A 14,432-nucleotide genomic window follows, 5' to 3' on the forward strand; every position below is an offset into this window, starting at 1 on the left:
CGCGCGCGCGCGCCCGACGGGTCAGTTCTTGCCGAGGAACGCGGCGTCGGACTCGTCGAGGCGCCGGGCCAGGGCGTCGCGGAGTTCGGCCTGTCCGTCGAGTTCGGGGTCGAGCTCGAGGACCCGCTCGGCTTCGCCCCTGGCGTCGATGATGAGGTCGGCGTCCCGCACGACCCGGAGCAGGTTGAGCGAGGAGCGCCCGCCCGACTGCCGTTCGCCGAGCACGTCGCCCTCTCGCCGGAGCTCGAGGTCCACGCGCGCCAGCTCGAACCCGTCGTCCGATGCGGCGACGGCGTCCACGCGCTCTCGGGAGACCGTCTCCGCCGCTGCCGTGGTCACGAGGAGGCACACGCCGGCGTACTGCCCACGGCCGATGCGCCCGCGGAGCTGGTGCAGCTGCGAGACGCCGAACCGGTCGGCGTCGAGGATCGCCATCATCGAGGCGTTCGGCACGTCGACCCCGACCTCGATCACGGTCGTCGCGACCAGGACGTCCACGTCCCCGGCGGCGAACGCCGTCATCACGCGGTCCTTCTCGTCGCCGGACATCCGGCCGTGCAGGACCTCGATCCGCCGGCCGTCGAGCACCGGCATCGTGCGCATGCGCTCGGCCGTGGCCAGGACGGTCGACGGCGCACGCGTCGGGGTGTCGTCGTCCGGGGCCGGCTCGCCGTCGTCCTCGGCGTGGGCGTCGTCGATCGCCGGGCAGACCACGAATGCCTGCCGCCCGGCGCTGAGTTCCTCGGCCATCCTGGTCCAGATGCGGGACTCCCAGCCGGGGTGCTCCGCGAGCCCGACGGCGAAGGTCTCGACGCCGGCTCGGCCCGAGGGCATGCCGGCGATCGTCGAGACGTCGAGGTCGCCGAACACGGTCATCGCCACGGTGCGCGGGATCGGTGTCGCGGTGAGGACCAGCACGTGCGGCGGGGTCTGACCCTTCGTGCGCAGGGCTTCGCGCTGCTCCACACCGAAGCGGTGCTGCTCGTCCACCACCACGAGCCCGAGTTCGGCGAAGTCGACGCGGTCGCCGAGGAGCGCGTGCGTGCCGACCACGAGCCGCGAACCGCCGGACGCCGCGGCCAGCAGCGCCCGCCGGCGTTCGTCGGTGGACTGTGAGCCGGTGAGGATGACCGGGCGGAGTTCGGCGGCGAGGTCGGGGCCGAGGAACTTCACGATCGACCGGAGGTGCTGCGCCGCCAGGACCTCGGTCGGGGCGATGAGCGCGGACTGGCCACCGGACTCGGCCACCGTGAGCATCGCCCGGATCGCCACGAGGGTCTTGCCGGAACCGACCTCGCCCTGGACGAGTCGGTGCATCGGCCACGACCCGGCGAGGTCCGTCGCGATCTCGGCGCCCACCGAGCGCTGGTCGTCGGTGAGCGTGAACGGCAGGGTGGCGTCGAAGCGCTCCAGGATGCCGCCGGGAGACGCCGTGCGCGGCGTGGAGGCGGTCGCCCGGGCGGCGATGCGTCGCTTGACCAGGGCGGCCTGCAGGACGAACGCCTCTCGGTAGCGCAGGGCGTCCTGCGCGCGCTTGAAGTCGGCGACCTTCTCAGGGCGGTGCAGCAGCTCGAGCGCGCGTCGGAACGGGACCAGGTCGAGCCGGGTCCGCGCCGAGGACGGGATCGGGTCGGCGATGTCCGGCAGGGTGTCGAGCACCACCGCCATGGCCTTCGCGATCTGCCACGAGGACAGCGACGCGGTGGCGGGGTAGATCGGGATGGGCTGCCGGGAGAACCGGATGGCTTCGTCGGACTCGGGGTCGGCGGTGGCCCGTGGGTCGTCGGCGTCGAAGAGCTCGTAGTCGGGGTGCGCCAGCTGCCGTGCACCGCGGTAGTCCCCGACCTTGCCCGCGAAGATGCCCCTGGCGCCGACGACGAGGTCCTTCGTGCGCCAGCCCTGGTTGAAGAACGTCAGGGTCAGGAGCCCCTTGCCGTCGCCGATCTTGGCTTCGAGGATGGAGCCCCGACGGGCACGCATCGTGCGCTCGCGGACGTCGACGACCTCGGCCACGATGGTGACCGACTCCCCGATGGCGAGCGAGTCGAGTGCGGTCAGCGCCCCGCGTTCGGCGTACCGGCGCGGGGCGTGTTCGAGGAACTCCCCCACCGTGCGGTACCCGAACGCCTTCTCGACGGCCTTCGCGGTGCGGCCGCCCAGGACGTTCGCCAGGCGGGTGTCCAGCGGCGCCGGGCCCCAGTCGGTGGCGACAGGCGCATCCGACGGGGCGTCGGGCGTCGTGTCGGCCGGTGCGGCGGCTCTGGAGGTGACCACACGGCAACGGTACCCGGCACGACCGACCTGCACCGAGCCTCCCGGTCGGCCTGTGGACGACGGGACCGCCTGCGGACGACGGGACCGACTGTGGAGAACGCTGCCGCTACGGTTGCAGCATGACCCGCATCATCGCCGGCGCCGCCGGTTCCCTGACGCTCCGGGTGCCGAAGTCGGGCACCCGTCCGACGAGCGACCGGGTGCGGGAGGCGCTGTTCTCCTCGCTCGAGGCGCGGGGACTCGTGGACGACACCGCGGTCGCGGACCTCTACGCGGGGACGGGCGCCCTCGGGCTCGAGGCGGCGTCCCGCGGGGCGGTGGAGGTCGTGCTCGTCGACCGGGCGTCCGCGGCGGCGACCTCGTGCCGCGAGAACGCTCGGGCGGTGCAGAAGCGGGTGCCCGGCGTCCGGATCGACGTGCACGCGCAGCCGGTGCTCGGGTTCCTCCGGGGCACCGTGCGGACGTTCGACCTGGTGTTCATCGACCCGCCGTACGACGTCGCCGAGTCCGAGATCGCGGACGTGCTCGAGGCGCTGGTCCCCCGGCTCACCGCGGACGCCGTGGTCGTCGTGGAGCGGAGCAAGCGCTCGCCCGAGCCGACCTGGCCCGCGGGGCTCGAGCCCTTCAGCAAGCGGAGCTACGGCGAGACCATCGCCTGGGAGGCCGTGCTCGCCGACGCCTGACCGCCGGCGCGGGTGCGGCGTCCGACACGACATCGGTCGATCGACCGGCGCCGTGTCGGACCATGCGGACGTACCCGGTGCCTCCGCATGCTTCGACACGGCAGAGCGCGATCGACCGGCGCGGTGTCGAATCCGCGCCGCGAACGCCGCGGGGCGCGAGGCGCGAGGCGCCGCGCGCGCTCAGCCCGCGACGCCGTCCCAGTCGGCGTAGGGGTCCCACCCCGTGGTCGGGACGGCCACCCCGTCCCGCACGAGGTCCGCCGCTCCCCGCGGGAGCACCACGCCGATCGCGCGGAAGCCCCCGGGGAGCGCCACGTCCGGCGGGAACGTCGCGAGCAGCCCGTGGTCCTCGCCACCGTGCAGCGCGGGACCGTGCAGCGGGACACCGTCCGCCCCGGACAGCGACAGCGTCACGCCGCTCGCCCGTGCCAGCCGCCCGGCGTCGATCGCCAGCCCGTCCGACAGGTCGAGCATCGCCGTCGCCCCCGCAGCGGCGGCAGCGGGCCCGTCCCCGATCGGCGGCACCGGGCGACGCTGCCGCCCCACGTCCGGGTCCTCGTCCGCCCCGCTCGCCCGGGTCGCCGCCGCCGATGGCAGCCCGGCCGCGTCCACCCCGTCGTGGAACAGCCGCGAGAGCCCCCGCGCCGCGCGTCCGAGCTCCCCCGACACGGCGAGGACGTCACCCGCGCCGGCGCCGGACCGCAGGACCGGGGGTCGCCCGCCGAGGTCGCCGAACGCCGTCACCGCGACCGTGAACGCCGACGAGGTGGACAGGTCCCCGCCGACGACCCCGCAGGCGGGTGCCAGGGCCGCGACCGCCTGCCGGAACCCGTCCGCGATGCCCTCGAGCACCGCGACCGGCGTGTCCTGCGGCGCCGCGATCGCGACGACCAGCCCCGAGGGCGACGCCCCCATCGCCGCCACGTCCGAGAGGTTCGTCGCGGCGGCCTTCCACCCGACGTCCTCGGGCGAGGACCACGCCCACCGGAAGTCCGGGCCGTGCACCATCATGTCCGTCGTCACCACGAACCGGCCGTCCGGGGCGGCGACCACGGCGCAGTCGTCCCCGGGTCCGACGATCGGCGACCCCGCCGGCAGCCGCGAGGTCACCCGGTCGAGCACGACCAGCTCCCCCAGCTCCCCCACCGTCGGGCCGGCCCAGTAGTCCGGCGCTGCCGGTTCGTCCCTCGCGTCCACACCAGAACGGTAGCGCCCGCACCCGCACCGAGCGGCCGCCCGGGAACGGCAGCACCCGCACCCGCACCGGGCGGCCGCCCGGGACCGGTAGCCTGGAACCGATGGACACCGTGCGCCGCCCCACCCGGATCCTCGCCGCGCTCGGCGTCGTCATCGCCCTCGCCGCCGGCCTCACGGGCTGCACGAACGCCGTCTCGATGACCGCGGCACCCTCGGCAGACGCCGCCGCGTGCGCCGCCGCCCAGGTCCGCCTGCCCGAGACCGTCGACACGAAGTACGAGCTCCGCAACACGAACGCGCAGTCGACCGCGGCGTGGGGCGATCCGTCAGCGGCGCTGTACCACTGCGGTGTCGCGGTCCCGACGGTGTCGGACCTGCCGTGCTTCTCGCAGGGGTCGGTGGACTGGATCCGTGACGACCAGGACAAGCGCATCGTCTACACGACCTTCGGTCGCGACCCCGCCGTCCAGGTCGTCATCGACACGTCGAAGACGACGAGTCAGGTGCTGCAGGACATCGGCACCGCGGTCGACACCCTGCCGAAGGACGGCCACAAGTGCCTCGACCCCTCGGACGTACAGGGCTGACACGACCCGACCGGTCGCAACGCGACCCGCAACCCGTCGCGCGGGCAGAGATGACGCGACCCGCCACCGGACGGGAGGCACGGGGCGGGCCCGCACCGGGCCTCCCGTCCGGTGTGGAACCGGCCATGCACCGTGGTGCGGTCAGCGGACCGCCGCGCGTCCCAGCTCGATGAGCTCGGTGACGAGCTCCGGGTAGGTGACCCCGGTCGCTGCCCAGCAGCGCGGGTACATCGAGAACGGGGTGAAGCCCGGCATCGTGTTGACCTCGTTCACGACGAAGCCGTCGTCGGTGAGGAAGCAGTCCACGCGGGCCAGCCCGGAGCCGCCGATCGCCTCGAAGGCACGGGCGCCGATGGAGCGGACCTCGTCGGTCTGTTCTTCGGTCAGGGGCGCAGGGCAGAGGAGCTGCTCGTCGCCGCCGAGGTACTTCGCGGCGAAGTCGTAGAAGCCGTCCTCGGCGACGACGATCTCGCCGGGGAGACTCGTGCGCGGGACACCGTCGCGGCCCTCGAGCACGGCGACCTCGACCTCGCGGCCGACGACCCGGGGCTCGACGATGACCTTGCTGTCGTGCTCGAAGCCGAGCCGCATCGCGCTCGCGAGGTCCTCCGGCGTGTCGACGCGGGACACGCCCATGCTCGACCCGGCGCGGGCGGGCTTCACGAACAGCGGCCAGCCGTGCGCCGCGATCCGCTCGGCGACGTCGAGTTCGTCGGCTTCCCACTCGCGGCGGAGCACGGTGGTCCACGGTGCGACGCGCAGTCCGGCGTGCTCGAGGACGGCCTTCGCGACGTGCTTGTCCATCGCGAGGGCGCTCGCCAGCACGCCGTCCCCGGCGTACGGCAGTCCGGCGGTCTCGAGGAGGCCCTGGATGGTGCCGTCCTCACCGAAGGGGCCGTGCAGGATCGGGAACACCAGGTCGACGGGGATCGTGGTGACGCTGCCGTCGGGGTGCTCGACCGTGAGCGCACGGGCCTCGGCCGCGCTCGGGAACCGCACCCGCGTGCCGTTGTCCGGCACGGTCGGCAGCTGCTGCCCGACGAGGGCCCACTGCTCCGGGTCGTCCGGCTGCAGCGTGAACGCGCCGTCCTTGGTGATGCCGACGGGGACGATGTCGTACGCGGCTCGGTCGACCGCGTCCATGATGCCGCCGGCGGTGACGCAGCTGATCTCGTGCTCGCTGGACCGGCCGCCGAACAGGACGACGACGGTGGTGGTGCTGGTCATGGGCGCTCCCGGGTGCAGAGTGGCCGGACCGGTCACTCGCCCTGGGGCTCGTCGGTCTCGGTGAGGTGCGGCGCGATGTTGCGCGGATCGAGCCTACCGGCGAGCACCTCGGCGACCTGTCCCACGATGGGCATGTCGACGCCGTTGGCCGCGGCGAGCTCGAGGATCGGCGCGACCGACGCCAGACCCTCGGCGGTCTGGTTCATCTGCCGGACGACCTCGTCGAAGCGGTACCCCTGGCCGAGCAGGCGCCCGGCGGTGTTGTTCCGGGACAGCGGCGACTGGCACGTCGCGATGAGGTCGCCGAGACCCGCCAGGCCGGACAGGGTCGAGGGCTGCGCGCCGAGGGACACCGCGAAGTCGGTCATCTCGGCGAGGCCGCGGGTGATGATCGACGCCTTCGTGTTCTCGCCGTAGCCGACACCGTCGACGATGCCGATCGCCACGGCGATGAGGTTCTTCAGCACGCCGCCGAACTCGGTGCCGATCACGTCGGTGTTGATGAAGGACCGGAAGTACGGGTTCGTGGCGACCGCGGCGACGGCGCTGGCGGTGTCGGCGCTCGACGAGGACACGACGGCGGCGGTGGGCTGGCGCCGGGCGATCTCGAGCGCCAGGTTCGGGCCACTCGCGACGGCGATGCGGTCCTGGTCGATGCCGAGTCCCTCGAGCAGGACCTCGCTCATCCGCAGGCCGGTCGCCTTCTCGACGCCCTTCATCAGGCTGACCACGGGCACGCCGGCGGGCAGGAGCTCCCGGATCGCGGCGAGGTTGGAGCGCAGCGTCTGCGACGGCACCGAGACGTAGACCTGCTCCGCGCCGTCGAGCACCGATGCCAGCGACGTCGACGCGGTCAGCGTGCGGGGCAGGTTGATGCCGGGCAGGTACTCCGAGTTCCGCTTGGTCTCGGTGATCTCGCGTGCGACCTCCGGACGGCGGGCCCACAGGACGGTGGACGCCCCGCCCTCGGCGAGGACCTTCGCGAACGTGGTCCCCCAACTGCCCGCGCCGATCACGGCGACACGCGGCTTGTCGGTGGACTGCATCACCACGCGGATCGCAGCGGTGTCCACGGCACCGCGAGCGGCCGCGGTGGGGTCCGGGTGGTCGTCGTGCGGTCGGAGGCCTGGGGCGCCGACGGCGCGTGCGTCACTCAAACTTGCCGGTTTCCTTCTGGTTGTTCGCGGACGGGTCCCAGCGGGTCGCCGGTGCCTTCTCGCCGCGGAGCTGCTCGACGAGCTCGGTGATCCGGTCCATCACGATCGCCGTCGCCTCGATGAGCATCTGCTGGTCGATCGGACGGCCGCGGTACGCCGACAGGTCGACGGGGTCGCCGAAGACGATGTCGACACGCGACGGCGGGAACAGCCGGAGCTTGTTCGAGTACCGCGCCATGATCTTCTGCGTGCCCCAGTGGGCCATCGGGATGAGCGGGACGTCGTTCTCGAGCGCGATCCGCACCGCCCCGGTCTTGCCGCGCATCGGCCACAGGTCGGGGTCGCGGGTGAGCGTGCCCTCCGGGTAGACGATCACCGCGCCACCCGACTCGACCAGGGACTTCCCGCCGCGGAGCGGGTCGTTCAGCCGCGTGCGGCCGGAGCGCTCGACCGGGATCTGGCCCATGCCGCTCATCAGCTTGCCGAGCACCGGCACACGGAACAGCGACGCCTTCGCCAGGAAGCGCGGCTGCCGGCGGCTGATGTACACCGCGGTGCCGACGACCAGGGGGTCGATGTTCGTGTAGTGGTTCGGGGCGAGCACGAAGGCGCCGTCCTCGGGGAGGCGGTTCGGGCCGTGCCAGTGGTAGCGCGCGGTGAACCGGAACGTCGGGATCACGAAGACCGCGGTGATCCGGAACGCCAGATTCAGGTCGCCGCGCTTCCACCGGCGGCCGGGGTTGGGCAGGCCGGTCGTGACCTGGTCCAGGTCACGGCCGGCGTCGTTCGATGCCATCGAAGCCGACCCTGCGCCTAGCCGGCGAAGTCGAAGTCCGCGCCGAGCTTCCGCAGCTTCGGGATGAAGTGCTCGTACCCGCGGGAGATGATGCCGACGTTCGTGATGTGCGACTCGCCCTCGGCGGTCAGCGCCGCGATGAGGTGGCTGAAGCCGCCACGGAGGTCGGGCACCCGGACGTTCGCGCCGTGCAGCTTCGTCGGGCCGGTGATGACCGCTGCCTGCTCGAACGGACGACGGGCGACACGGCGGTCGTGCCCGGGCAGCCCCTCCTTGTGCACGACGATGTCCGCGCCCATCTCGTTGAGCGCGTCGGTGAACCCGAACCGGTTCTCGTAGACGGTCTCGTGCACGACGCTCCGGCCCTCGGCCTGCGTCAGCGCCACCACGAGCGGCTGCTGCCAGTCGGTCATGAAGCCGGGGTGCACGTCCGTCTCGATGACGACGGGCTTCAGGACGTCGAGCTCCCGGTAGAACCGGATGCCGTCCTCCTGGATGTCGAAACCGCCGCCGACCTTGCGGAAGACGTTGAGGAACGTCATGAGCTCCTGCTGCTTCGCGCCCTCGACGAAGATGTCGCCGTTGGTCGCGAGGGCGGCGGACGCCCAGCTCGCTGCCTCGTTGCGGTCGTTGATCGCACGGTGGGTGTAGCCGCGGAGCGACTTGACGCCCTCGATGAAGATCGTGCGGCTCGGCTCGACCGTGATGATCGCGCCCATCTTCTGCAGGATCGCGATGAGGTCCATGATCTCGGGCTCGATCGCGGCGTTGCGGAGCTCGGTCACGCCGTCGGCCAGCGTCGAGGACAGCAGGACCTGCTCGGTCGCACCGACGCTCGGGTAGGGCAGCTCGATGTTCGCGCCCTTGAGGCCGTTCGGCGCCGTGATGTGGATGCCGGAGATCTGCTTGTCGACGACCGCACCCATGGCGCGGAGCGCGTCGAGGTGGAAGTCGATCGGACGGTCGCCGATGCGGCAGCCGCCGAGGTCGGGGATGAACGCCTCGCCGAGCTTGTGCAGCAGCGGGCCGCAGAACAGGATCGGGATGCGGCTCGACCCGGCGTGCGCGTCGATCTCGGCGAAGTGCGCCGACTCGACGTTCGACGGGTCGAGGATGAGCTCGCCTCGTGCAGGATCGGTGATGCGCACACCGTGCACCTCGAGCAGCGCGCGGACGACCTTGACGTCGGAGATGTCCGGGACGTCCTTGAGGATCGAGGGGGTGTCGCCGAGCAGCGACGCGACCATCGCCTTCGTCGCGAGGTTCTTCGCGCCGCGCACCTCGATGCGTCCGACCAGCGGCTTCCCGCCGCGGATGACGATCTCGTCCGACTTGAGTCCCACACGCGCCCCTGCAGCTGCTGCGTCCTGTACGAGAGAGTTCACTACTTCACCGGCAATGTTTTCGGCCGCCAGGTTCCCCGGCGGGATTCGAACTCCGTGATCGAGGTCTCGTCACGGAGGGTGAGCCCGATGTCGTCGAGCCCTTCCATCAACCGCCAACGAGTGTAAGCGTCGATCTCGAAAGCCACGTCCACATCGCCCAGCGACACGCGCTGGGTCGCCAGGTCCACGGTCGCCTGGATGCCCGGGTTCGCCTCGATCTCGGCCCAGAGCCGCTCGACTTCCGGTTCGGTCACGATTGCGGTGACCAGGCCCTGCTTGCCCGCGTTGCCCTTGAAGATGTCCGCGAACCGGGGCGAGACGACGACCTTGAAGCCGAAGTCCCGGAGTGCCCAGACCGCGTGCTCACGGGACGACCCGGTGCCGAAGTCGGGGCCGGCGACGAGCACCTGGGCGCCCTGGTACTCGGGCTGGTTGAGCACGAAGGCCGGGTCCTGGCGCCATCCGGAGAACAGCGCGTCCTCGAAGCCGGTCTTCGTGACGCGCTTCAGGTAGACCGCGGGGATGATCTGGTCGGTGTCGACGTTCGACCGCTTCAGCGGTGCGGCGATCCCGGTGACGGTGCCGATCTTGTCCATCAGAGCGCCCCTTCCAGAGCCGTTGCTTCGGTGTTCTCCAGGTCCCACGGGCTCGAGAGCGTCCCGCGGACCGCGGTGGCGGCGGCGACGAGCGGCGAGACCAGGTGCGTCCGGCCGCCCTTGCCCTGCCGGCCCTCGAAGTTGCGGTTCGAGGTCGATGCGCAGCGCTCCCCCGGCGCGAGCTGGTCGGGGTTCATGCCGAGGCACATCGAGCAGCCGGCGAAGCGCCACTCGGCGCCGAAGTCGGTGAAGACCTTGTCGAGCCCCTCGGCCTCGGCCTCGAGCCGGACGCGCGCCGATCCGGGCACGACCATCACCCGGACACCCTCGGCCTTGGTCCGGCCCTGGATCACGGACGCGAACGCCCGCAGGTCCTCGATGCGCGAGTTCGTGCACGAGCCCATGAAGACCGCGTCGACCGCGATGTCCTTCATCGGCGTGCCGGCCTCGATGTCCATGTACTCGAGCGCACGCTGCGCTGCGGCCTGGTCGTTCGGGTCGGCGTAGTCCGCGGGCGACGGCACCGACTCGGAGAGCGAGACGCCCTGCCCCGGGTTCGTGCCCCACGTGACGAAGGGCTCGAGCGTGTCGGCGTCGATGAACACCTCGGCGTCGAACACCGCGTCGTCGTCGGTGTTCAGCGTGTCCCAGTACGCGACCGCTTCGTCCCAGTCGGCGCCGGTCGGCGCGTGGTCGCGGCCCTGCACGTAGTCGTACGTGATCTGGTCGGGGCCGACCATGCCGGCGCGGGCACCGGCCTCGATCGACATGTTGCAGATCGTCATGCGGCCCTCCATCGAGAGCGCCCGGATCGCCGAGCCGCGGTACTCGAGCACGTAGCCCTGTCCGCCGCCGGTACCGATCTTCGCGATGACCGCGAGGATGATGTCCTTCGCCGTGACGCCCGGACGGAGCGAGCCCTCCACCGTGATCGCCATGGTCTTGAACGGCTTCAGCGGCAGGGTCTGCGTCGCCAGGACGTGCTCGACCTCGCTCGTGCCGATGCCGAACGCCATCGCGCCGAACGCCCCGTGCGTCGAGGTGTGCGAGTCGCCGCACACCACGGTGATGCCGGGCATCGTCAGGCCGAGCTGCGGGCCGACGACGTGCACGATGCCCTGTTCCTTGTCGCCGAGCGAGTGCAGGCGGACACCGAACTCGGCGCAGTTGCGACGGAGCGTCTCGATCTGGGTGCGGCTCGTCGGGTCGGCGATGGGCCGGTCGATGGCGAGCGTCGGCGTGTTGTGGTCCTCGGTCGCGATGGTGAGGTCGAGACGGCGCACCGGGCGGCCTGCCTGCCGCAGACCGTCGAAGGCCTGCGGGCTCGTGACCTCGTGCACGAGGTGGAGGTCGATGTAGAGGAGGTCCGGGTTCCCGTCCTCACCCTTGACGACGACGTGGTCGTCCCACACCTTCTCGGCGAGCGTCCTGCCCATGCTCTCGACCCTTCGGTTCGCGTTCGTCGGACACCGCTGTCGCGGCGCGATCCGGCGAGTCTAGCACTGGTATACCAACTGGCTCACCTCCGTCGTCGGCCCGGTTCCACCCGGTCTGGAGGCTCGGCGTGCGTTCTGCGACACCTGCCGCGGTGGGAGGATGGTCGGGTCATGACGAACCCCGCGCACTCCTCCCGAACGGTCAACCTCGAGGGCGCCGCGCGCGCCGCGATCGCCGGCGGGGCACCCCTCGCCCTGCTCATCGCGCTCGGGATGCCCGGGTACGCGGCCTTCGCGATGTTCGCCGGCTTCACCGCCATCTTCGGAGCGACGGAGCAGTACCGGCAGCGTGCCGTGACGACCGGCGTCGCCGGCGGCCTGCAGATGCTGTGCATGTTCGCAGGGATCGCGGTGTCGCTCGCCGGGTCGCAGGTGTGGTTGCAGGCCGTCGGGCTCGTCGTGGTGCTCGTCGTCGCGGTGTGCACCCTGAGTGCGCTCCGGACGATCCCGGCCCAGCCGATCTTCCCCACGTTCGCCTTCGTGGTGTCCGCACTCGTGCCGCTGAAGCCCGCCGACCTGCCGCTCGTCGCCACGATCATCGTCGGGTCGGTCGTGTGGGCCTGGCTCGTCGCGATGTCCGGTCTCGTGATCCGTCGGCTCTGGCACCCCCGCGCGCCGCACCGCTTCCGGCCGCTGGCGCCGCTGAAGGAGCGCGGCCTCGGGATCCTGCGCACCGGTGCACTGTGGGAGACGGTCGGGCTCAACGTCGTCGGGGCGCTCGTCGCCGGCGCGATCGCGGAGTCGATCCCCTGGCTCGGGCACCCGTACTGGGCGGTGATCGCCGTCGTGTCGACGCTGCCGGCGCTCCGCCAGCGGCACACCGTGATCCGGGCGTTCCAGCGTTTCATCGGCACGATCGGCGGCACCGTGATCGCGGTGGGGATCCTGCTGCTCGAGCCCGGGGCGTGGTGGATCGTCGTGATCGCGGTCATCGGGCAGTTCTTCGCGGAGATCTTCGTCGCGCGGAACTACGCCGTGTGCCTGCTGTTCCTCACGCCCCTGGCGCTCGCCGTGTCGTGGCTGAGCCTCCCCGAGGCGCCGGAGCTCCTGGCGCTCGACCGTGTCGCCCAGACCACGCTCGGCGCACTCGTCAGCGTCGCACTGCTGTTCGTCGGCCGCGGGATCGAGCGGCGCCGCGGCCGGGCGCTCGGCGCCACCGCGAGCATCCGTACCGTCTAGCGCCCCGCCCCGCCCCGCCCCGCAGTGTGCGAGGTTCCGGACAGCGTGCGAGCCGCGCCGGGTCGCACGCTGTCCGGAACCTCGCACGGTGGCGCGCGCCGTCGCACGGTGCGAGGGCGCCACAGCCGGCTAGAGCGGCTGGATGTTCCAGGCGTCGATGACCGGGCGACCGTGCTCGTACCCGAGGACGCTCACCGAGGCCGTGCCGAGCTTCAGGACCGCACCGTCCTGCGGCGCGAGCCGGATCCACGCGGCGCCGATCGCGCGCAGCACGTGTCCGTGCGCGACGAACACCGCGTCCTGGCCCTCGGCGAGCACCGGGCGCGCACGGTTCAGCACGCGTTCCGCGCGGACCCGGACCTCGGCGGCGCTCTCACCGGGGGTGTCGCCCTCGGGGACGCCGTCTGTCCAGAGGTCCCACGGTCCGTGCCGCTGCACCTTGATCTGCGGGGTGGTCAGTCCCTCGTAGGCGCCGTAGTCCCACTCGTACAGGTCCTCGTCGAGCTCCGGATCGACGCCGATCAGCGCCGCGGTGTCCCGCGCGCGCTGCAGCGGACTCGAGAGCGCGAGGGCGAAGTCACGGTCCGCCAGGTACCGGCCGGCGCGCTCCGCCTGCTCGATGCCGTTCTCGGTGAGCGGGATGTCGGTGCGGCCGGTGTGCTGACCGCTCTTCGACCACTCCGTCTCTCCGTGGCGGACGAGGACGAGTTCGCCGGGGCGTTCCGAGGTCATGGGTTCCTTCCGATCCAGAGGCCGAGCGCGGCTGCGCCGACCGAGACGACGAGCATCCCGAGGCCGTTCAGGACGGCGAGCCGGGTCTTGCCGGATCGGAGGAGCTGCACGGTCTCGACACTCGCCGTCGAGAACGTCGTGTACCCACCCATCATGCCCGTCCCGAGGACGGCGACTCCCGGGATCGACAGCGCACCGGACTCCCCGAGGCCCGTCAGGAGCCCGAGGACGAACGACCCGGAGACGTTGATGACGAGCGTGCCGAGCGGGAAGCCGGTGACCCGCGCCTTCAGGACCCCGTCCAGGACGAACCGCAGCGCGGCACCCACACCACCGCCGATCGCCACCAGGAGCAGCTCGAGCGCGCTCACCGGAGGCTCCCCCGCGGACGGAGCAGCGACGCGACCCAGAGTCCGGCGACGACCGCTGCGAGCCCGGCCACGACGGTCAGCAGCGCGTACCCGGAGCCCGCGCCCCACCGCCCGACGTCGAGCAGCCGCGCGGTGTCGTCCGCCAGCGTGCTGTAGGTCGTGAAGCCGCCGAGCACGCCGGTGCCCACGAACAGCCGGACCGTACGACGCCGCCCGACGTCCGGACCGCGGCGCGCGAGGTGGTCGAGGAGCAGTCCGAGGCAGAACGCCCCGACGACGTTGATCCCGAAGACGGTCCAGCTCACGCCGTCCACGGCGGGGAACCGGTCGGCGAGGACCGCGCGCACCGCGGTGCCGATCGCTCCCCCGAGTGCCACGAGCCCGATGAACCCCCATCGCAGGTGGGGTGGTCGTTGGTCCGGCACGAGTGCACGATACCGGCTGGCGCAACGACGAAGGTCCCCGTCCGGGTGGACGAGGACCTTCGGTTGGTGACCCCAGCGGGATTCGAACCCGCGTTACCGCCGTGAGAGGGCAGCGTACTAGGCCGCTATACGATGGGGCCGCGGCAGGCATGTTGTCGGACTCGGAGGACAGCCACCTGTGGTGACCCCAGCGGGATTCGAACCCGCGTTACCGCCGTGAGAGGGCAGCGTACTAGGCCGCTATACGATGGGGCCGTTCCGACAACTCGACAAGTATGGCACACGGCTCGCGACCTGCCAAAACGAGGCGTGTCGCCCGGGTGTGCC

General features: G+C 71.9%; 14 protein-coding genes and 2 tRNA genes. 3 read left to right on the top strand and 13 right to left on the bottom strand.

The features are described 5' to 3' along the window. Positions 1-21 precede the first annotated feature (21 nt). Complete coding sequence (locus ACIPJY_RS04390) at positions 22-2,184, bottom strand: ATP-dependent DNA helicase RecG (protein WP_400460854.1); 2,163 nt, start codon at positions 2,182-2,184, stop codon at positions 22-24. Positions 2,185-2,393: 209 nt separating this feature from the next. Here ACIPJY_RS04390 and ACIPJY_RS04395 point away from each other — a divergent pair, with 209 nt between their 5' ends. Next, on the top strand, positions 2,394-2,957 hold the full coding sequence (locus ACIPJY_RS04395; RefSeq protein ID WP_400458978.1) for an RsmD family RNA methyltransferase: 564 nt from the start codon (positions 2,394-2,396) through the stop codon (positions 2,955-2,957). A gap of 180 nt (positions 2,958-3,137) precedes the next feature. Here the strand turns inward: ACIPJY_RS04395 and thiL are convergent, their stop codons facing one another. Further along, a complete protein-coding gene (gene thiL / locus ACIPJY_RS04400; protein WP_400458976.1) occupies positions 3,138-4,154 on the bottom strand; it encodes a thiamine-phosphate kinase in 1,017 nt (338 codons plus the stop codon). 101 nt (positions 4,155-4,255) lie between these two features. Here thiL and ACIPJY_RS04405 point away from each other — a divergent pair, with 101 nt between their 5' ends. Then, the gene (locus tag ACIPJY_RS04405) at positions 4,256-4,741 is read left to right on the top strand and encodes a DUF3515 family protein (RefSeq protein WP_400458974.1); all 486 of its coding nucleotides are present in this window, start codon (positions 4,256-4,258) and stop codon (positions 4,739-4,741) included. Between the two features lie 141 nt (positions 4,742-4,882). Here ACIPJY_RS04405 and ACIPJY_RS04410 read toward each other — a convergent pair whose 3' ends face one another. The 6 genes from ACIPJY_RS04410 to leuC form a co-directional block, all read right to left on the bottom strand. Next, positions 4,883-5,968, bottom strand: coding sequence for a D-alanine--D-alanine ligase family protein (locus tag ACIPJY_RS04410; RefSeq protein WP_400458972.1), 1,086 nt, complete (start codon positions 5,966-5,968; stop codon positions 4,883-4,885). Between the two features lie 32 nt (positions 5,969-6,000). After that, the gene (locus ACIPJY_RS04415; protein ID WP_132049864.1) at positions 6,001-7,014 is read right to left on the bottom strand and encodes an NAD(P)H-dependent glycerol-3-phosphate dehydrogenase; all 1,014 of its coding nucleotides are present in this window, start codon (positions 7,012-7,014) and stop codon (positions 6,001-6,003) included. 103 nt (positions 7,015-7,117) lie between these two features. After that, positions 7,118-7,921, bottom strand: a complete 804-nt coding sequence (locus tag ACIPJY_RS04420; RefSeq protein WP_400458970.1) for a lysophospholipid acyltransferase family protein — start codon at positions 7,919-7,921, stop codon at positions 7,118-7,120. 17 nt (positions 7,922-7,938) lie between these two features. Continuing rightward, positions 7,939-9,306 (bottom strand): UDP-N-acetylglucosamine 1-carboxyvinyltransferase, encoded by a 1,368-nt coding sequence (murA, locus tag ACIPJY_RS04425; protein ID WP_123653765.1) that lies wholly within the window; start codon positions 9,304-9,306, stop codon positions 7,939-7,941. Further along, positions 9,306-9,902: a 3-isopropylmalate dehydratase small subunit gene (gene leuD, locus ACIPJY_RS04430; RefSeq protein WP_400458968.1), complete on the bottom strand. Its 597-nt coding sequence runs from the start codon at positions 9,900-9,902 to the stop codon at positions 9,306-9,308. Before leuD ends, murA begins: the two co-directional genes overlap by 1 nt. Continuing rightward, positions 9,902-11,338, bottom strand: coding sequence for a 3-isopropylmalate dehydratase large subunit (leuC, locus tag ACIPJY_RS04435; RefSeq protein WP_400458966.1), 1,437 nt, complete (start codon positions 11,336-11,338; stop codon positions 9,902-9,904). Before leuC ends, leuD begins: the two co-directional genes overlap by 1 nt. Positions 11,339-11,509: 171 nt before the next feature. Between leuC and ACIPJY_RS04440 the strand changes: the two genes are divergently transcribed. Further along, positions 11,510-12,577, top strand: a complete 1,068-nt coding sequence (locus ACIPJY_RS04440; RefSeq protein WP_400458964.1) for an FUSC family protein — start codon at positions 11,510-11,512, stop codon at positions 12,575-12,577. A 129-nt stretch (positions 12,578-12,706) separates the two neighbouring features. On the opposite strand, the gene ACIPJY_RS04445 is transcribed toward ACIPJY_RS04440, so the two are convergent. The 5 genes from ACIPJY_RS04445 to ACIPJY_RS04465 all read right to left on the bottom strand — a co-directional run bounded on the left by ACIPJY_RS04445 (position 12,707) and on the right by ACIPJY_RS04465 (position 14,360). After that, entirely contained in the window at positions 12,707-13,309 is a 603-nt protein-coding gene (locus ACIPJY_RS04445; RefSeq protein ID WP_400458962.1) for a histidine phosphatase family protein, read from the bottom strand. Further along, a complete protein-coding gene (gene crcB / locus ACIPJY_RS04450) occupies positions 13,306-13,680 on the bottom strand; it encodes a fluoride efflux transporter CrcB (protein ID WP_400458960.1) in 375 nt (124 codons plus the stop codon). The genes ACIPJY_RS04445 and crcB overlap by 4 nt, the downstream gene beginning before the upstream one ends. Continuing rightward, positions 13,677-14,105, bottom strand: coding sequence for a fluoride efflux transporter FluC (locus ACIPJY_RS04455; RefSeq protein WP_400458958.1), 429 nt, complete (start codon positions 14,103-14,105; stop codon positions 13,677-13,679). Before ACIPJY_RS04455 ends, crcB begins: the two co-directional genes overlap by 4 nt. 64 nt (positions 14,106-14,169) lie before the next feature. Further along, positions 14,170-14,245 (bottom strand) — tRNA-Glu (locus ACIPJY_RS04460). 39 nt (positions 14,246-14,284) lie between these two features. Further along, positions 14,285-14,360 (bottom strand) — tRNA-Glu (locus ACIPJY_RS04465). Positions 14,361-14,432: the final 72 nt, after the last annotated feature.

Origin of the sequence: Curtobacterium sp. NPDC090223, from assembly GCF_044746585.1 — a bacterium.
Classification (GTDB): domain Bacteria; phylum Actinomycetota; class Actinomycetes; order Actinomycetales; family Microbacteriaceae; genus Curtobacterium.